Here is a 17,457-nt window from a genome sequence, read left to right on the forward strand (position 1 = left end):
TTACCCTGTTTCGCGTGGTGTCGACTTGCCAGACGCCTGACCTCGTGAAACCATACGATGGATCGGGGGAAAACGCAAAACTTGATCAAATCAAAAAAAACGGGAGAATACCCGTACACTTGCAGGGAGAGAAATATGTCAATCAAAACGCTGACGATGACAGCGATTGTCGCGCTGGGGACTTCGGCGGCTTTTGCCGAAGAGGTGCGCGTCTATAACTGGTCCGACTATATCGACGAGGATCTACTGAAAAAATTCGAAGAAGAGACAGGGCTGACCCTGATCTACGACGTGTTTGACAGCAACGAGGTTCTGGAAACCAAGATGCTGGCCGGTGGATCAGGCTATGACGTGGTTGTGCCGTCGGGCACGTTTCTACAGCGTCAGATTCAGGCTGGGGCTTTTCAGGAACTGGACGAAGCAAAGCTTTCGAATTCAGGAAACCTATGGGACGTGATTCAGGAACGTACCGCAGGCTATGACCCGAACAACGCCTATTCGATCAACTACATGTGGGGGACGACCGGCCTCGGCGTTAACGTTGGTAAGGTTAAGGAAGTGCTGGGCGATGACGTTGCTCTGAACAGCATGGACTTGGTTCTGAAGCCGGAGAATATGGAAAAGCTGGCCTCGTGCGGCGTCCATTTCCTGGACGCTCCGGCCGAGATTATTCCGATGGTGCTGCAGTATATCGGTGAAGATCCGGACAGCCATGACACCGATGTGATCGGTAAAGCCGAAGAAGTCCTGGCTGGCGTTCGCCCGCATATCCAGAAATTCCACAGCTCGGAATACATCAACGCGCTGGCAAATGGCGATATCTGCGTAGCTGTCGGTTGGTCAGGTGACATCCTGCAAGCGCGGGATCGCGCGGCCGAGGCTGAAAATGGCGTGGAAATTGAATACCACCCATTCGCTGAAGGTTCGCTGATGTGGTTCGACCAGATGGCTATCCCGGCGGATGCTCCGAACCCGGAAGGCGCACACCAGTTCTTGAACTTCATTCTGGACGCCAACAACATGGCTGCCGCATCGAACTATGTGTATTATGCCAATGGCAACAAGGCTTCTCAGGAGTTCCTTGAGGAAGACGTGATTGGTGATCAGGCAATCTATCCGAGTGATGCCACGATGGAGAATCTCTACATCACGACGCCTTATCCCGTCAAAACGCAGCGGAGCGTGACCCGCCTGTGGACAAAAATCAAATCGGGCACCTGAACCGAAGTATCTGAGCAAGGCGGCCCGACCGCCTTGCCCTTTCAATCAGACCGTCGAACGGGGGCCGCCTTGAACACAAACGTCTTTGCGCCGTGGGAAGATCCACAGGCGAAACCATTGATCCAATTCCAGAATGTGACCAAACGTTTTGGCGGATTCACGGCGATCGACAACCTGTCACTGGACATATTTGAACAGGAATTCTTTGCTTTGCTCGGTCCATCCGGCTGCGGCAAGACGACCATGATGAGGATGCTGGCAGGGTTTGAAAAGCCTACCGAAGGGCACATCATGCTGGGCGGGCAGGACATCGACCCGATCCCGCCAAACAAGCGGGCTGTGAACATGATGTTCCAGTCCTATGCGCTGTTTCCTCACCTCAGTATTTGGGAGAACATCGCCTTCGGTCTGCGCCGGGACAATATGCCCAAGCGGGATCTTGAAGACCGCGTGGAAGAGATGTTGCGCCTGACCCGGCTTGAGCAATTCGCCCGCCGTAAACCGCACCAGATTTCGGGTGGCCAACGGCAACGGGTCGCGCTGGCACGGTCACTGGCCAAAGCGCCAAAACTGCTGTTGCTAGACGAACCCTTGGGTGCGCTGGACAAAAAACTGCGGCAGGACACCCAGTTCGAGCTGATGGATATTCAGGAAAAGACCGGCACCACCTTTGTGATCGTGACCCACGATCAGGAAGAGGCCATGACTGTCGCCAGCCGCGTCGCCGTGATGGATCAGGGCAAACTGATGCAGGTGTCAACGCCGGACAGGATCTATGAAAACCCGAATTCAGTCTACGTCGCGGATTTCATAGGTGATGTGAACATTATCGAAGGCCGGGCGACCGCGAACGGTGATGAGGCCTATCAGATCGACTGGGCCGAAGGGCAATCACCGCTGACAGCAACCTCATCGACAGAATTTACAAAAGGGCAAAGCTGCCATCTGGCGATCCGCCCCGAAAAGGTGACGATCTCGGCCGACCGCCCGGCGGATGCCATCAATGCGGTACAGGGCAAGGTGCTTGACATTGCCTATCTTGGCAACCTGTCCACGTACTACGTGGAACTGCCGAATGGCACGATCATCAAGGCGCAATCGGCCAACACCCGCCGAATCTCGCGCCGTTCGTTTACATGGGAAGACCCGGTCTGGCTGTCATGGACGGCAACGGCTGCGGTTTTGTTGGCAAACTGATGCGCCGCGCCCTTCTGATCGCTGTTCCTTATGTCTGGCTGCTGGCCCTGTTCCTGATACCGTTTTTTATCGTTCTGAAGATTTCGCTGTCGGATGTCGAACTGGCGATCCCGCCATATACGCCGACACTGGATCTGTCGCAGGGTTGGGCTGGGATAACCGACTTTTTCAGCCAGTTGGATTTCGAAAACTTCGTCTGGCTGACCGAAGATGACCTTTACTGGAAAGCCTACCTGTCCAGCGTCAAGATCGCTCTGATCTCGACGGTTCTGACGTTGCTGGTGGGTTATCCGATTGCCTATGGAATGGCCCGTGCGCCAGCCGAATGGCGCCCGACGCTGATGATGCTGGTGATCCTGCCGTTCTGGACCTCGTTCCTGATCCGCGTTTACGCGTGGATGGGAATTCTCAGCAATGAAGGCTATCTGAACCAGATTCTGTTGTGGCTGGGTATCATTTCGACCCCGCTGACCATTTTGAACACCAACACTGCCGTCTACATCGGTATCGTCTACACCTATTTGCCCTTCATGATCCTGCCGATTTATTCGTCGTTGGAGCGCATGGATGAATCCCTGATCGAAGCAGCCGAAGATCTGGGCTGTTCTCGTCTGAAGGCGTTCTGGCTGGTGACTATACCGCTGTCGCGCCCCGGCATCATTGCCGGCTGTTTCCTGGTGATGATCCCAGTGATCGGTGAATTCGTGATCCCGTCGCTGTTGGGCGGGTCCAGCACGCTAATGATCGGAAAGGTGCTGTGGGAAGAGTTCTTCTCGAACCGCGATTGGCCGGTCGCCAGTGCCGTTGCCGTTGTGTTGTTGCTTATCCTCGTGATCCCGATTGTGCTGTTCCAGCGCAACCAGCAGAAACAGACGGAGGCCGAGCAATGAACAGGCTGAGTTGGTTCAACGCGGTGTCTCTGACACTGGGATTTGCGTTCCTCTACATCCCGATGGTGATCCTGATCATCTTCAGCTTTAACGAAAGCAAGCTGGTCACAGTATGGGCAGGGTTCTCGACCAAATGGTACGGTGAGCTTGCCCAGAACGAGGCATTTCTGAACGCGGCCTGGGTGACAATACGTGTTGCGGTGTTCTCATCCACATTGGCTACGGTTCTTGGCACCGCTGCCGCATATGTTCTGGTCCGTGGCGGGCGGTTTTTTGGCAGGACACTGTTTTCCGGAATGATTTACGCGCCTCTGGTAATGCCCGAAGTGATCACCGGCCTGTCGTTGCTGCTGCTGTTTATCGGCATTGGGCTGGACAGGGGCATTCTGACCATCGTTCTGGCCCACACAACCTTTTCGATGTGCTTTGTGTCGGTCGTCGTGTCCTCGCGCCTTGTGACATTTGACAAGTCGCTGGAAGAGGCCGCTTTGGATCTGGGATGTTCGCCAGCGCAGGCGTTCCGTCTTGTGACACTGCCGATCATTGCGCCCGCAGTGATTTCAGGCTGGCTGCTGGCTTTTACCCTATCGCTGGACGATCTGGTTATCGCGTCCTTTACCTCGGGCCCGTCGGCGACAACGCTGCCGATCAAGATATTCTCGGCCGTGCGTCTGGGCGTCAGCCCCGAGATCAACGCGCTGTCTACCATCATGATTGCAGTCGTCACGGTTGGCGTCATCACCGCCTCGCTGGTGACGAAACGCGCAATGGTTCGGCAAAAGCAGGATGAACTTGCCGCTGCGCGCACCGAATGAAACGTCTTTTTCCGGACTACACCTATGGGCCTGGACCCCGTCAGAACTGCTGGTGGGATCAGACAATTTCGGCACCTGATTGGCCGACCCATAAAGGTGATCTGAACGTTGACGTCGCAATCGTCGGCGGCGGTTTCACGGGGCTTTCGGCAGCCCTGCATCTGGCCGAGGCAGGTGTGAAAGTTGCGGTTCTTGAGGCCGCAACCCCGGGGTGGGGTGCCTCGGGCCGGAATGGAGGATTTTGTTGTCTTGGAGGGTCCAAGCTGAGCCATGCGGCTTTGGTCCGTGGGTTTGGTGTTGAGGCTACGCAGTCCTACGAACAAGCGGAAGAAGATGCTGTTCAGCTTGTCGCAGATTTGCTGGAACAGCATCAGATCGACGCCGATACCCATTCGAAAGGGGAAACCCAACTGGCCCATTCGGCACGGGCGATGGAAAAGCTACGTCGTAACGCAGAAGCATCAGGTGTCTTGCACGGTTCTGGTGACCTGCAGCGCCTGGGTCTGGGCGGTTTCTTTCATGGTGCATATACAAATCCGGTTGGTTTCGCTCTTAACCCTCGAAAGTATCTGTTTGGCTTGGCAGGGGCCGCCCAGGCGCGGGGCGTACAGATTTTCCAGAAATCGCCGGTTGAAACCATCAAGAAAACTCAGGCCGGGTTCGATATTGAATCCGGATCAGGTCAAATCCGCGCCACGAATGTTCTGATTTGCACGAACGGATACTCCAGCGAGGATATGCCGCCCTGGTTGTCGGGACGCTACATGCCCACGCAATCCACGGTTCTGGTGACCCGGCCCCTGACAGACGCTGAGTTGCAAGCGCAGGGGTGGACCTCGGAGCAGATGTGTTATGACACCCGAAACCTGCTGCACTATTTCCGCCTGATGCCTGATCGGAGGTTCCTGTTCGGCATGCGCGGAGGGTTACAGTCGTCCCCTCGGGCCGAGGCCGCCATTCGCCGGACAATGCGTCGGGACTTTCAGGCCATGTTTCCGGAATGGAAAGAAGTGGATGTGACCCATATGTGGTCCGGAATGGTGTGCCTGTCGCGCAAGCTGACGCCTTATGTCGGGCCGGTTCCCGATCAACCCGGAATGTTTGCCGCCTTTGCCTATCACGGGAACGGCGTTGCCATGGGGACGTATTGCGGGCGCGCCCTTGCCCGCCTGGTTTTGGATAAACAGACCGAGTTGCCCGCGCCGATTGCACAGCCGCCGGGACGGTTTCCTCTTGGGTTCTGGCGGCGCGCCTTGATGCCGCCCGCCTATGCCGCGATGGCAATCGCGGATCGGCTATCGCTCTAAAGCGCGGCGATTTCCAGTTCGAGCGTTTGGGCATAATCCGCGGCCCCGTTTTCGATGCGCCACAAACAGTAGGCAGCCATGCGCCACGCATACCACGGGCGCAAATCCCGGTATCGCGCGACAGTTTCATCGTGACCATATGCAGCCAGAAACCGCTCTTCCTCGGTCACGCTTAGGGGTGCGCCCCGATAAAGCCGTTGCATGGCCGGCGACAGGAACATCGCAATGTCCTCGCACGGATCGCCCCAAGCCGGGCACTGCCAGTCGATCAGGGTCATGCCAGTCGCCGCGACAAGGATGTTTCCGGCCACGGTATCGCCATGGATCAGGCATGTGTGTGCGGTCGCGGGCACATGGCCTTTGGGGCGCAGCTGCGCGAGCCGTGCTCGTGTATCAGAGGTGCAGACGCTTAGAATACGCTCGGCATGTTCAGCCAGGTCCCGACTGCCATTGCAGCCATCCGGCGCTTGGACCAAAACATCAAGCCTGTGTAGTTCACTCAGTAAACCAGCGACACTCTCAGGCCTTTCTTGCCACGGTGATCCGGGAGCGTGATCGTAGAACACCCAATGGCCTGTATCATGTGTTCCTGTCGCACGCAGGCGAGGAACAAATCCGGTTGGCTCAAGGGTGCGTAAGCATAGCGCTTCGAGTTCCGGGTCGTTGCGAAACAGCGGATTGCGCGGTGTTGCGCGATACAGCTTCAGAACCTTGTCACCGCTGCCACCCAGTACTTTCCAGACCTGATTTGTTCGCCCGCCATACAACGTTTGAAACTCTGCGCCGGGCTGAACAAAGTCACGGGCGCGCAGATCGTCGACCAGATCAGAAGGGGGGCGGGTTGGGGCAGGCAGGAGTTTCACCAATGCAGTTAGCGAGTCGAATCTGCCAAGGTTTGAACTGTCTTGCCCGGCAGATCAAGTTCCGGCTCTGACCCCGGTTACCGTCGTAGCTGCGACAACCTTCCCGCTTTCGAGGGTCAGCATAACCTGATTGTCCGTAACCTGAGCTTCGACAACTTCGCCATAGGTCTCTGCCAGCTGTGTCGATAACAGCTCGTCGCCATCATAACTTTCCAGTGTGGCCGAGTAACTCCCCGCCGCCAGAGGCTGCCCATCGCTTCCCTGACCAGTCCAAACCGTTTTATCGTCGGTCGTGGAAACAGCCACACGATCGACAACGGCTCCGTCACTGTCGCGGATGACTATGACCGCCTTGTCAGCATCTGGTGCGGGTGTGGCAAACAGCGTCAAAGGCTCGCCCTCATATTGGAAAGCCGCGGGCGCTCGCACGTCCATCCCGATCCATTTGCCGAGTTTGTCCAAATTTGCGCCACCCAGCGCCTGTCGAAGTGTCGCCAACAAATCATTTGTCTGAACCTGTTGTTCGACCATCGAGAATTGCGCCAGTTGCGATGCATATTCCGAGGCATCCAACGGTTTCAACGGGTCCTGATTCTGGGCCTGTACGGTCAACATTGTCAGGAATGTCTCAAAGTCTGATGCCAGACCTGTTTGCTTTGACGCGTCTTGGGTTTGAACTGTGGCTGACGGTTGGGCGTTGGATTGGGTCGGGGTAATCAATTTCACAACCTCATGTCGATGCGGCCAACGGGGCCGGTTTTGGGAATGGGTGACGCGTTTGAAGAGGAATCGGTGAGTTGCGCGGTCTCAGCAGGCGATCCTTCCTGGTGGCCGGCCTGATTCTGTTCGGCGTCTCCGGATGTCCCGAGGTCAAATGACAGATCGCCTAAGCCAAAATTTTTGAACTCTTCCTCCAACACCGCCAAATGACGGCGCATCATCTCGAGGGTTTCCGGGCGCTCGGCGGAAATTGTCAGATGCAATCCGTCATCGCGGCCGTTCAACATGATGGACACCCGCCCCAGTTCTTCGGGGTTCAGCGCGATTTCAACGGAACCGGATTTCGGCTGTGTGGTGATGACGGCAGCCATTTGCCCGGCGACGGCGCGCGCTGTCTCGGCCCGGGCAGTCTGTGCCATGGCTTGTGTAAAAGTTACCGGATCCCGCCCCGCCGAAACGGGCGAATCTGCCCTGAGGGCGTGAACGTCTTCGACCTCGTGAAATGCTGGCGCGTCAGTCTGAGCACGGGTTTTTTCCGGCGCGAACATCTGCAATTGAGCGATGCTTGGTGCGCGATCCGGGTTGGTCGTTTGTTGAGGTGCAAGATTGCTTTGCGGCGGATGTTGCGTTTCATGCCGGTGCCGCTCTGGATGAACGGTCCGGTCTGCGGTCTCTTTTCGGGATACGCCCACAGGTTGCAACGCAAAAGCCGCAAGGTCCACCTTTCCCCGCGCAGCAATTGGTTGTGACGCAGGGCTCAAAGCCGCGCTGTGCCGAAAATCCGGGGTGACTATGCGCGAATCATTGATGCCTGCATCCAGTCTATCGACCTTGTTGGATAGGCCGGTTTGCTCGGTTTCAGGCACTTTCGGACTGCGCGGGTCGGTTAACGCAGCTGACACGGGTGTTTCGGAGGGATCGCGTTTTGTGCCCACTTCAAGACGCGTGTCCAGAAGGGGTGTCCGCTCACTCTGGTTGAGATCAGCGGACACTTCTGCATCTTCAAGCAAGACAGCCTCGTCCGTTTCAACGTCCACGTCCGGTTCTGCGCCTGTAAGAGCGGCTGCTTCTTCTTTGTTCTCACCTTTGTGTTGATTGAGCACGGCCTCAAACGTAGCGCCACTTTCATCCCCCTGCTCGGGATTGATTCCGTGGGGTTTGGCGGTTGCGGTTGGCGAGGATGACATCACTGAAAGAGGGTTGGGCATTATGCTCCGACTCCGGTTGTGTGACCGGAAACCTGCCTGCAGGAAGTTACGTTTATTTTAACTGCTTTCGCTTTTGATCGAAAAAGTTCGATGCAATTTTTGGAGAAAGCAATGAAGGTTTCCCCGCCTCTCTCCCCATCTCAACCCCCCGCCTATTCCCAGAAATTGCGGGAGGCGGCGATAGAACTAGAGGCTTCGTTTCTGAGTGAGATGTTGAAATCGGCCGGGCTGGGCAAAGCGCGCCAATCCTTTGGCGGCGGTGCGGGCGAAGATCAGTTTGCCTCATTTCTTGTTCAGCATCAGGCCCGTGCGCTGGCCAGATCCGGTGGCGTTGGCCTGTCCGAAACCCTGTTCCAATCCATGATGGAGAAAACCGATGCCAAAGACGTCTGAAACCGACCTAGTAAAATCACTCGAAGACGTTCTTGAGCTTGAGCGAAACGCGCTGGTGCAGGGCGATCTGGATTGTCTGCATCATACGGCTCCGGAAAAGGAAAAGCTGATTGGGGCACTCAATGATCTTGATGTCCCTGATAGTGATGAGCTGATCCGCCTGCAAAGAAAGGTCGAGCGGAATCAGGCGTTACTAAACAGCGCCGCCGAAGGGATTCGCGCGGTGGCCAACCGCATGGCCGAGTTACGGCGCGTGCGGCAGGAATTCAGCACCTATGGTGCGGACGGGCAGCGCAGCGAATTCGCCGTCCGCCATCAAGCCAAGCTGGAAAAACGGGCATAGATACGGGTTTAATTCAAATCCGAGGTTTCTGAATTCCGCGCTTTAGCACTCCGTTAGGGGATCGACGTCAAAGGTGTTCGGGCACCTGGACAAATCAGGTGGCGCGAACAGCCCGACGGCGGATCGCACCGATCAGAAAGACGTCAAAGCCCGCACCAGTGGCGGGATGAGCATGGGCGAAAAGGGCCCGAACGGAAAAGGAAGAAAGCTAATGTCCAGCATTCTGACAAACAATGGCGCCATGGTTGCGCTGCAAACTCTCAAGTCGGTCAACAAGGATCTTGGGGCAACGCGGAACGCGATCTCCACCGGTAAGGACGTTGCGACTGCGAAAGACAACTCGGCCGTCTGGGCGATTTCCAAGGTCATGGAATCGGATGTCAAAGGCTTCAACGCGATCAAAGACAGCCTGGCACTGGGTGAGTCCACCGTAGCGGTTGCGCGTAACGCGTCCGAAACGGTCACCGATCTGCTGTCTCAGATGAAAAGCAAGATCGTTGCAGCACAGGAAGACAACGTAGATCGCGACAAGATCAACGACGATGTCACCGCGTTAAAGGGCCAGATAAACTCGGTTGTTAACGCCGCGCAATTCAACGGCCTCAACCTGGTTAACGGCTCGGCGGGTTCCGCTTCGATCCTGGCGTCTCTTGACCGGGACAACTCTGGCAACGTGACCGCGTCGTCTATCACTGTTGCGGGTCAGGACCTTTCTACCGGCGGGTACACGGCGGCTCAGGTGTTTGACGGTTCGACCGGGTCTTCCACCGGCAACGACCGCGTTGGTGCGACGATTGACAACGGCACAACTTCGGCAACTGCGCTGGTAACGGATGAATCCAGTGGTGCGTTTGCTGCAGGTGACAAGGTTGTGTTGGCGATCGACGATCAGGTCGTATCCTACACGGTTTCTGCAACGGATGCTGCGGCCTCTACGACCGGCGATATCGTTGCAGTGGGTTTGAAGGCGAAAATTGATGAACTTGGTATCACGGGTCTGACTGTTGATTATGACTCGGGCACCGCGGGCACCTTGTCCGTTGCCAATGCCACCGGCACGGACATTTCGTTCTCGGCTCAGTATGTGAACGCGGGTTCAGGCGGTCTTGGCGCATTGACGGGCATTGATGTTTCAACCGGTGCAGGTGCTACGGCCGCGTTGGCCACAATCGAGACGCTGATTGACACATCGATCGATGCATCGGCGGCTTTTGGTTCTTCGCAAGGTCGGATCGAAACGCAGAAGGAGTTCATTTCGAACCTGGCGGATTCGTTCAAATCCGGAATCGGGTCATTGGTCGATGCGGATATGGAAGAAACCTCGGCACGTCTGCAGGCGCTTCAGGTTCAGCAACAGCTGGCAACCCAGTCGCTGTCGATCGCAAATCAGGCACCGCAGTCGATTCTGTCACTGTTCCGCTAAGTTAAGGAACATGGTCGGGGCGCGGCAACGCGCCCCGATACTGACCGCCAAGTGGCAGATTACCGGAAGGATATTAAGTGACCCCGCAAGCCCTCGCACAACGAGCATATGCACAGACCGCCGCGCCAACGCGCACCCCGCGCGATACGGAATACGAAGCGATCTCGAAAATCACGCGCAGTCTCAAGGCCGCCGCGGCCCGTCAAAAATCAGATTTCGGCGCGTTTGTGCAGGCTTTGCACGAAAACCGGCGACTGTGGACCGTTCTGGCCAGTGGCGTCACGGACTCAGACAATGCGCTGCCAAATGATCTGCGTGCGCGGATATTCTATCTGGCGGAATTCACCGAACAGCACAGTAGCCAGGTATTGGGGAACAAAGCCTCGGTTGAGCCATTGTTGGAGATCAACATGGCGGTTCTGCGCGGTCTTCGCCAAACGGGGGCTACCTGATGGCAGGGTTGGTTTTGAAATTGGCGCCGAAAGAACGGGTTTTGATCAACGGTGTAGTCGTGGAAAATGGAGACCGCCGTAGTCGGTTTTCGATCATGACACCTGAGGCAAATGTACTGCGCCTGCGGGATGCGATCCACCCGGACCAGGTGAACACTCCGGTTCGACGTGTCTGCTATGCTGCTCAACTTGTGCTGTCTGGAGATATGGAACCCGATCAGGCACGCCAACAATTGTTACGGCGCGTCGAAGAGCTGAGCCAGGTCTTTACTGACGCCGACAGTCGCCGGGTTCTGTCCGAGGCAACGCAGGCGCTTCTGGATCAGCAGTTTTACAAATGCCTTAAAGCCTTGCGCGCGCTGCTGCCCCGCGAAGAGCGGCTCATGGCCTACCAGTAATGACGTTCCAGCCGGTCATACCTTCGGGCGGCATTGTCGGCTGGCGAATCCTGCAGCGGACATATGACGCGCAGATCGACAGTTTTTCTTCGTCCTCTGTCAACAAAAGGGACAGTGAGTACTTTTTGGAGAAGATCAAAAAGGTCCAAACAGCGGAGGAATTGGTGTCCGATCGCCGGCTGTTGCAAGTTGCACTAGGCGCCTTTGGGTTGGAATCCGACCTGGACAATCGCTATTTCATCCAGAAGATCCTTTCCGACGGGACCAAGGCCCAGGATGCGTTGTCCAATCGTCTGTCCGACAAAAGGTACCGGCAGTTTTCCGAGGCGTTTGGGTTTGGGCCGGGCGAGGTGCGCAAAACCGGTCTGATCACCAACATGGAAGAGATTGCACGTGACAGTGTTGTGTCGCGATTTGAAATTGCTGTGGGTGAATCAGATGAAACGATGCGTATCGCTTTGTATGCCCAGCATGCGCTGGGTGATCTGGCGCAAAAGACGGGCAGCAAAGATACCAAATGGTTCGATTTGATGAGCCTGCCACCGCTGCGGCGCATGATGGAGACGGCACTTGGGTTGCCGTCCAGCTTTGGCCAGTTGAACATCGACAGACAGTTGGAAGTATTCAAAGACAGGTTGTCAGGGCTGACCGGGTCCGATGATCTGGCCCAATTCGAGGAAAAGGCCGCCATAGAGCGGCTGACAGATCAATTTCTTGCCCGTAGTCAAATCGCTCAGCTTGAAAGCGCGATTTCCCCGGCGCAGACCGCGCTGATCCTGCTTGGTGTCTAAGGCAAAAAGTGTTTCGGACACGCGACTACCACCAGAAACAATGTCGGGTGGCCCTGATTGAATTGAACTGCGCGCTTTTTGTATATTAAGCGTTCAGAACGGCATCTGCGGAAGTTCTGAGAGCATAAGACTCGACCGGTTGGGAAACGTTATGCAGCTTGACGTCGCCAAGCGGCAGGGCATTGGCGCAGGCGGGCACAATATCGGCAGATACCACAATCCTGTGGTTTTTGGTTTTTCCGTATTCACCCAGACGCGCAGCGATATTCGCGGCTTGTCCGATCACGGTAAAGTCCAGCCGCTCACGTGAGCCAACATTGCCGTAGGTCACGCGCCCGTAGGCAACCCCGATTGAGCAATCACAATGGTTGTCGGAACCTGACTGGCGCAACTCTCCCAACTTTTCTACGATGTTGATGGCGCTTCGCTGTGCGTTTTCGCGGGCGTTTTTTGAATCCTCACCCGCTGGAAATACGGCAAGGACCGCGTCACCGATGAACTTCAGGACTTCGCCGCCGTTTTCGTGCACGATACCAGAAACGGTTTCAAAAAAGTCATTCAGTAGGTTTATGTAATCGGTGCGTCCCAGTTTCTCTTCCAAGCTGGTCGAATTGCGCAGATCACAGAACATGATGGCGGCATCAATTTCATCCCCGTCACCGCGCCGGATCTCACCCCCTAAGACGCGCGCGCCCGAGCGTTTGCCAACATAGGTTTCAAGCAGAACCTGAGCGTTCTCGCGCTGCATGAAGACCTCATAAAACCGGGCGATGACCAGCGAGCATTCGAACACCAGCCCAAGGTTTTCCGTCGTGAACCCGTCCGGGTGATCGCAGGTCAGGGTCAGAACGTTGGTACGTCCATCCGAGAACGGCAACGGCATGGCGACATAGTCGGTCGCCCCTTTTTCACGCAAGTCCTCCATGATTGGAAAGCTATTGTGGGGGTTCTCCTCGTTCAGCCGCTGCCGCACGCCGCCCAGCCCGTTCGACACATGACGTAATGGGCTGTTGATATATGCCGGGTGGTCGTGGATTTCGTAGGTCGGAACATTGGTCGATATCTCGGCCTCGCCCTTTTCCCAGATGTAGTGCTTGCCCGCTATCAGCGGATGCAGGGACCATGTCAGGATGCTCAGACGTTGGATGGCGATCCCATGTTCCAGCATTTTCTCGGCCAGCGCTTTGGTGAATGCCTCAGGCGTGTCATTCGCAGACGCCCCACGCATCAGCCAATCGATCAAAGGACCACTGATATTGCCGTCTTCGGGTTCTCGGAGCTGGTTATCGCCCAAATCGATCCGGGTATACGCGTTGGGCAAAAATCCGATATGCCCCTGAATGGCGGCGCTTTCTGGAAGGGCCTCCTCATAGGCCCAAACGGAATTGGCCAGCCGCTCACCATCCAGGATGATGTCGTGATAGGTCGCAGTGCCCTTGAAGGGGCAAAACGTTTGCAGTTCGGTCTCGTCGCTGAGATCCACCAGCACGTCCTCGCGCGGGATGTAGATCGTCGGCGGAAGCCGCGTTTCGTACATGACTTTGGCGTTGCTGCTTTCGGCTAAAAGGTCCTGGTCCCGGTAAATCGCAATTTTACCGCTTAACCGTTCGACCGAGATCCCATAGCCTTTTGGTCTTGCTGTGGCGTGGACGTTCATCATCCTCCTCCCTGGCCCGGGGTCACTATAGGATGGGCCTTGTGAAGGGGATTTCCAAGGGGCGGTCTCGGCATTTTTATTGTTCGATAGCTGCGAAACCCCGTCGGATCAGACCATCTGGATTACATCCTTTTCGATGGACAGCATATAGCCTTTCTTGGCGATGTTCTTGACCAGCAACTCGCTGACCATCTGATTACCCAGGGCATCACGCAACCTTTTGATCCGGGTAGCACCGGCAGCTTCGTCACAGTCGGCGGCGCTTTTGCCCGAGATCATCGCCTCGATCTGAACACCGGACAGAACCTCATCGTCCAGTCGAGACTCCGCCAGGACGGACAATGTCTCCATCGCTGCGGGGGTCAGTTTGAAATCCATATTGTTCAGGTAGACGGTGTTTTCCTCGCGACTGATCAGCAAGGATGTCACTTGAATACCAGTTCGTTCAATTTGCGCCATCCGGCGGTTCAGCATCACCAGCATCACCAGAAAAACCAGCGCCGTCACAAGCATGGCGCTGGCAAAGACAAGCAATACAAATATCACCATACGATAGCTGGACAGTGTATCGGCAAAGGCGGTGCCGGACTGAGCCAATATCTCCAATAGGCGAATTTCAGTCTGCGAGGTCAGATCGCTTTCGACAAACAGCCGTTCAACGCGCGCGTTAAAGGCGTTGGCGTCCGGCAGGGTCCAGAACAAAAAGATGGCGGCAGTGACGAGAATCAGGATGATCGCCGCGATGCCTGCGCCAACCAGTCTAGTACCAGAACGCCGGGTATCAGTAACGGAGATAGAATTGTCCGGCATTGGCCTTCCTTTTATCCAATCCTTCCGGCCCAAAGACAGACATGACGTTCAACAAGGTCCAGCCCGACGCGCTAAGGCGTTGCGCGACTTCTTGTTGGGCCTGGCCTTTGTCACAGGCCGAAACCTGCATCACGCCATAATGCAGCCGCAGGGGGTTGTCCTGCTTGGCCTTGTAGTCCGCATAGCACTCTGCCGACGCGGCGGTACCAAGCGATATCAGGGCCGCAACGGCCAGAGAAGAGAGGATCGGTTTCATAGGCTGCATCCTGCGCATGGGTTTGCACGATATTCAATAACCTAAGGGGTTTGAGGGGCGTGATATCGGATAACAACCGCCCGTTATTGCTTGTCCGAAGGGTGCGGACCCAGTGTTGGGGCATCACGTTTGCGGTCTGTGCCGGATCGCCCCGAAACACCAGGAAGGACACGCATCATGCACCGGAAGTTCATCGCTTTTATCGTTGCCACCGCTATCACCATCACCGGCGTCTCAGCCTCGCAGGCGCGGGCGGCGGATGCCAAGGACATCCTTGGCGGGCTTGCTGCCATCGCGATCATCGGTGCCGGGGTCCACTACTATAACAAGGAAAAACGCAAGGACCGGACGACGCGTCATCAGACCTATACGCCTCAGCCTTATGTGGCCCAGCCCAGTTACCCAGTGCGCCCCTTGCCGCAACACGTCGCGCGGTATGATCTGCCGCAGAAATGCCTGCGCAAGTATAGCGCCTATTCGAACAATCACCCGCTTCTGGCTCCGAAATGCCTCAAGAAGCACTACAAACATGCCAACAGCCTGCCGCAAGAGTGCAAGGTCGGTTTCTGGAACGGCAATAAGGTGAATCGGGCATATGAACCCGCATGCCTGCGCCAGAAGGGATACCGCGTCGTTTACAAGTAATCACTTTCGAGCAGGAGCGGTGCCACAGAAGCGCCGCGCAGGAGAGGGTGGCACAAGCCGCCCTCTCTTTTTTGTCTTGCGGTGGGGCGCGAAACGCGGTTTTCGGTTGGTATGACAACGCCAGATTATTCGATTGAACAGGCGGCAGTGGCGCAAGGATATCTGCGCATTGCCGGTGTGGATGAGGTGGGCCGTGGGCCATTGGCCGGGCCTGTGGTTGCCGCCGCCGTGATCCTGAACCCCGAAGATATTCCCGAGGGGCTGAACGATTCCAAGAAACTGACGGCGAAACGACGGGCTGTTTTGGATATCGCGGTTCGCGACCGGGCTGAATTTGCGATAGCTGAAGCCTCGGTTGCCGAGATTGACGAACACAACATCTTGCGTGCCTCGCATCTGGCGATGGAACGAGCGGTTGCGGCCCTTGATCCTCCGCCGGACTATCTGCTGATTGACGGAAACATGATCCCTCGCGGTTTGACGATCCCGGCGCAGGCAGTTGTCAAAGGGGATGCGCATTCGGTGTCGATTGCGGCGGCTTCTATCATTGCCAAAAACTGGCGCGATCAACTGATGGTGGATTTGGCGCAACAGCATCCCGGCTACGGATGGGAGAAGAACGCAGGCTATCCGTCAAAACAACACAGAGAAGCGCTGCGAAATCTTGGTGTGACCCCACATCATAGGCGTTCATTCAAGCCGGTACACAATATCTTGTATCAAGAGTAAATCGTAAGCCGCTGATTCAAAAAAGAAATTGACGGCGAATCGACTTTGACTCATCCTTGTCTCAACCAAATGAGCGCAAAAGCGCCGTGGATACTTGAGGCAGTAAAATGACAACAACCACCAAAAAGGGCGTGAAAACGCTCCCTTTAAACACGATTCTGTCTGGCGACTGCATCGATGTGATGAACAGTCTGCCTGCGGAGTCGGTTGATCTGATTTTCGCGGATCCGCCGTATAATCTGCAACTCAAAGGCCAGTTGCACCGCCCCGATAACAGCCAGGTTGATGCGGTCGACGATCACTGGGATCAGTTTTCAAGCTTTGGTGTTTATGATCAGTTCACCCGCGAATGGCTGAAAGCGGCGCATCGTCTCCTCAAGCCCAATGGCGCGATTTGGGTGATTGGGTCCTACCACAACATTTTTCGCGTCGGTACAGCCCTGCAGGACGCCGGATACTGGATTCTGAACGATGTTGTCTGGCGCAAATCGAACCCGATGCCGAATTTCCGTGGCAAGCGGTTTACCAATGCGCATGAGACGATGATTTGGGCCTCAAAGCGTGAGGGTGCTAAGTACACGTTCAATTATGAAGCGCTGAAGGCGCTGAACGAAGGCGTGCAGATGCGCAGCGACTGGGTTCTGCCGATCTGCACCGGACATGAACGCCTCAAGGATGAAAACGGCGACAAGGCGCACCCGACGCAAAAGCCGGAATCGCTGCTGCACCGTGTCCTGATTGGTTCGACCAACCCCGGTGATGTTATTCTGGACCCGTTTTTTGGGACGGGCACAACCGGTGCCGTTGCCAAGATGCTGGGCCGCGAATTTATCGGGATTGAGCGCGAGGAAAGCTATCGCAAGGTTGCCGAGAAGCGTATCTCGAAAGTCCGCAAATTCGACCGGGAAGCGCTGGAAGTCAGCGCAAGCAAACGCGCTGAGCCGCGCGTGCCCTTTGGCCAATTGGTTGAACGCGGTATGTTGCGTCCGGGTGAAGAGCTTTATTCCATGAATCAGCGTCACAAAGCCAAAGTGCGTGCGGACGGAACGCTGGTGGGCGACAACGTCAAAGGCTCGATCCACCAGGTCGGGGCGCATCTGGAAAACGCGCCCTCATGCAATGGCTGGACCTATTGGTGCTTCAAACGCGATGGCAAAACGGTGCCGATCGACGTTTTGCGTCAGCAGATCCGGTCCGAGATGCACAACTGATTTCAAGAATACCGCCGGTGCCTGTGGCCTGACACAAGGCACTACGCCTTGCCCCGCCGATCTCGGCGGGGTCTTTTGTTTTATTCTTCATTCAGTTCCGATATTAGATTCCTTGTCCTGCTGCTCAC

General features: G+C 56.1%; 20 protein-coding genes. 14 read left to right on the forward strand and 6 right to left on the reverse strand.

From position 1 onward, the window contains the following. The first annotated feature begins 135 nt into the window (after nucleotides 1-135). From AC2FJC_RS09760 to AC2FJC_RS09780, 5 genes are all read left to right on the forward strand, one after another. A complete protein-coding gene (locus AC2FJC_RS09760; protein ID WP_496739356.1) occupies nucleotides 136-1,221 on the forward strand; it encodes a polyamine ABC transporter substrate-binding protein in 1,086 nt (361 codons plus the stop codon). A 69-nt stretch (nucleotides 1,222-1,290) separates the two neighbouring features. Beyond that, a complete protein-coding gene (locus AC2FJC_RS09765; RefSeq protein ID WP_496739358.1) occupies nucleotides 1,291-2,418 on the forward strand; it encodes an ABC transporter ATP-binding protein in 1,128 nt (375 codons plus the stop codon). Beyond that, entirely contained in the window at nucleotides 2,418-3,308 is an 891-nt protein-coding gene (locus tag AC2FJC_RS09770) for an ABC transporter permease subunit (RefSeq protein WP_109310741.1), read from the forward strand. Before AC2FJC_RS09765 ends, AC2FJC_RS09770 begins: the two co-directional genes overlap by 1 nt. After that, nucleotides 3,305-4,123 carry an ABC transporter permease gene (locus AC2FJC_RS09775; RefSeq protein WP_058272596.1) on the forward strand — a complete coding sequence of 273 codons (819 nt, stop codon included), beginning with the start codon at nucleotides 3,305-3,307 and terminating at the stop codon, nucleotides 4,121-4,123. The genes AC2FJC_RS09770 and AC2FJC_RS09775 overlap by 4 nt, the downstream gene beginning before the upstream one ends. After that, nucleotides 4,120-5,430, forward strand: a complete 1,311-nt coding sequence (locus AC2FJC_RS09780; protein WP_496739359.1) for an NAD(P)/FAD-dependent oxidoreductase — start codon at nucleotides 4,120-4,122, stop codon at nucleotides 5,428-5,430. Before AC2FJC_RS09775 ends, AC2FJC_RS09780 begins: the two co-directional genes overlap by 4 nt. Here AC2FJC_RS09780 and AC2FJC_RS09785 read toward each other — a convergent pair. The 3 genes from AC2FJC_RS09785 to AC2FJC_RS09795 are packed head-to-tail and all read right to left on the reverse strand — an operon-like array spanning nucleotide 5,427 to nucleotide 8,221. After that, complete coding sequence (locus tag AC2FJC_RS09785) at nucleotides 5,427-6,293, reverse strand: phosphotransferase (RefSeq protein ID WP_496739360.1); 867 nt, start codon at nucleotides 6,291-6,293, stop codon at nucleotides 5,427-5,429. The two genes, AC2FJC_RS09780 and AC2FJC_RS09785, sit on opposite strands and share 4 nt — an antisense overlap. A gap of 54 nt (nucleotides 6,294-6,347) precedes the next feature. Then, the gene (locus AC2FJC_RS09790) at nucleotides 6,348-7,019 is read right to left on the reverse strand and encodes a flagellar hook capping FlgD N-terminal domain-containing protein (protein WP_496739361.1); all 672 of its coding nucleotides are present in this window, start codon (nucleotides 7,017-7,019) and stop codon (nucleotides 6,348-6,350) included. Continuing rightward, nucleotides 7,016-8,221, reverse strand: a complete 1,206-nt coding sequence (locus AC2FJC_RS09795; protein WP_496739362.1) for a flagellar hook-length control protein FliK — start codon at nucleotides 8,219-8,221, stop codon at nucleotides 7,016-7,018. The genes AC2FJC_RS09790 and AC2FJC_RS09795 overlap by 4 nt, the downstream gene beginning before the upstream one ends. A 111-nt stretch (nucleotides 8,222-8,332) precedes the next feature. On the opposite strand from AC2FJC_RS09795, the gene AC2FJC_RS09800 reads away from it, so the two are divergent. The 6 genes from AC2FJC_RS09800 to AC2FJC_RS09825 all read left to right on the forward strand — a co-directional run bounded on the left by AC2FJC_RS09800 (nucleotide 8,333) and on the right by AC2FJC_RS09825 (nucleotide 12,021). Next, nucleotides 8,333-8,614 carry a rod-binding protein gene (locus tag AC2FJC_RS09800; RefSeq protein ID WP_496726536.1) on the forward strand — a complete coding sequence of 94 codons (282 nt, stop codon included), beginning with the start codon at nucleotides 8,333-8,335 and terminating at the stop codon, nucleotides 8,612-8,614. Further along, nucleotides 8,598-8,957 carry a flagellar biosynthesis protein FlgN gene (locus AC2FJC_RS09805; protein ID WP_496739363.1) on the forward strand — a complete coding sequence of 120 codons (360 nt, stop codon included), beginning with the start codon at nucleotides 8,598-8,600 and terminating at the stop codon, nucleotides 8,955-8,957. The genes AC2FJC_RS09800 and AC2FJC_RS09805 overlap by 17 nt, the downstream gene beginning before the upstream one ends. 211 nt (nucleotides 8,958-9,168) lie before the next feature. Then, nucleotides 9,169-10,380: a flagellin N-terminal helical domain-containing protein gene (locus AC2FJC_RS09810; RefSeq protein WP_170417286.1), complete on the forward strand. Its 1,212-nt coding sequence runs from the start codon at nucleotides 9,169-9,171 to the stop codon at nucleotides 10,378-10,380. A 77-nt stretch (nucleotides 10,381-10,457) separates the two neighbouring features. Next, a complete protein-coding gene (gene flaF, locus AC2FJC_RS09815) occupies nucleotides 10,458-10,832 on the forward strand; it encodes a flagellar biosynthesis regulator FlaF (RefSeq protein WP_496739364.1) in 375 nt (124 codons plus the stop codon). Then, nucleotides 10,832-11,230: a flagellar biosynthesis repressor FlbT gene (gene flbT, locus AC2FJC_RS09820; RefSeq protein WP_109310643.1), complete on the forward strand. Its 399-nt coding sequence runs from the start codon at nucleotides 10,832-10,834 to the stop codon at nucleotides 11,228-11,230. The genes flaF and flbT overlap by 1 nt, the downstream gene beginning before the upstream one ends. Continuing rightward, on the forward strand, nucleotides 11,230-12,021 hold the full coding sequence (locus tag AC2FJC_RS09825; RefSeq protein ID WP_496739365.1) for a DUF1217 domain-containing protein: 792 nt from the start codon (nucleotides 11,230-11,232) through the stop codon (nucleotides 12,019-12,021). The genes flbT and AC2FJC_RS09825 overlap by 1 nt, the downstream gene beginning before the upstream one ends. Before the next feature lie 85 nt (nucleotides 12,022-12,106). On the opposite strand, the gene AC2FJC_RS09830 is transcribed toward AC2FJC_RS09825, so the two are convergent. The 3 genes from AC2FJC_RS09830 to AC2FJC_RS09840 all read right to left on the reverse strand — a co-directional run bounded on the left by AC2FJC_RS09830 (nucleotide 12,107) and on the right by AC2FJC_RS09840 (nucleotide 14,744). Next, complete coding sequence (locus tag AC2FJC_RS09830) at nucleotides 12,107-13,678, reverse strand: DUF427 domain-containing protein (RefSeq protein ID WP_496739366.1); 1,572 nt, start codon at nucleotides 13,676-13,678, stop codon at nucleotides 12,107-12,109. 108 nt (nucleotides 13,679-13,786) lie between these two features. Then, nucleotides 13,787-14,488, reverse strand: a complete 702-nt coding sequence (locus tag AC2FJC_RS09835) for a winged helix-turn-helix domain-containing protein (RefSeq protein ID WP_496739367.1) — start codon at nucleotides 14,486-14,488, stop codon at nucleotides 13,787-13,789. Further along, nucleotides 14,460-14,744: a hypothetical protein gene (locus tag AC2FJC_RS09840; protein WP_496726541.1), complete on the reverse strand. Its 285-nt coding sequence runs from the start codon at nucleotides 14,742-14,744 to the stop codon at nucleotides 14,460-14,462. The genes AC2FJC_RS09835 and AC2FJC_RS09840 overlap by 29 nt, the downstream gene beginning before the upstream one ends. A gap of 177 nt (nucleotides 14,745-14,921) precedes the next feature. On the opposite strand from AC2FJC_RS09840, the gene AC2FJC_RS09845 reads away from it, so the two are divergent. From AC2FJC_RS09845 to AC2FJC_RS09855, 3 genes are all read left to right on the forward strand, one after another. Continuing rightward, on the forward strand, nucleotides 14,922-15,389 hold the full coding sequence (locus AC2FJC_RS09845; RefSeq protein ID WP_058279727.1) for a hypothetical protein: 468 nt from the start codon (nucleotides 14,922-14,924) through the stop codon (nucleotides 15,387-15,389). A gap of 111 nt (nucleotides 15,390-15,500) precedes the next feature. After that, nucleotides 15,501-16,118 carry a ribonuclease HII gene (rnhB, locus tag AC2FJC_RS09850; RefSeq protein ID WP_496739368.1) on the forward strand — a complete coding sequence of 206 codons (618 nt, stop codon included), beginning with the start codon at nucleotides 15,501-15,503 and terminating at the stop codon, nucleotides 16,116-16,118. Nucleotides 16,119-16,225: 107 nt separating this feature from the next. Then, nucleotides 16,226-17,329 (forward strand): site-specific DNA-methyltransferase, encoded by a 1,104-nt coding sequence (locus tag AC2FJC_RS09855; RefSeq protein ID WP_496726544.1) that lies wholly within the window; start codon nucleotides 16,226-16,228, stop codon nucleotides 17,327-17,329. Nucleotides 17,330-17,457: the final 128 nt, after the last annotated feature.

The sequence above is a fragment of the Ruegeria sp. CDSB117 genome (genome assembly GCF_059611005.1).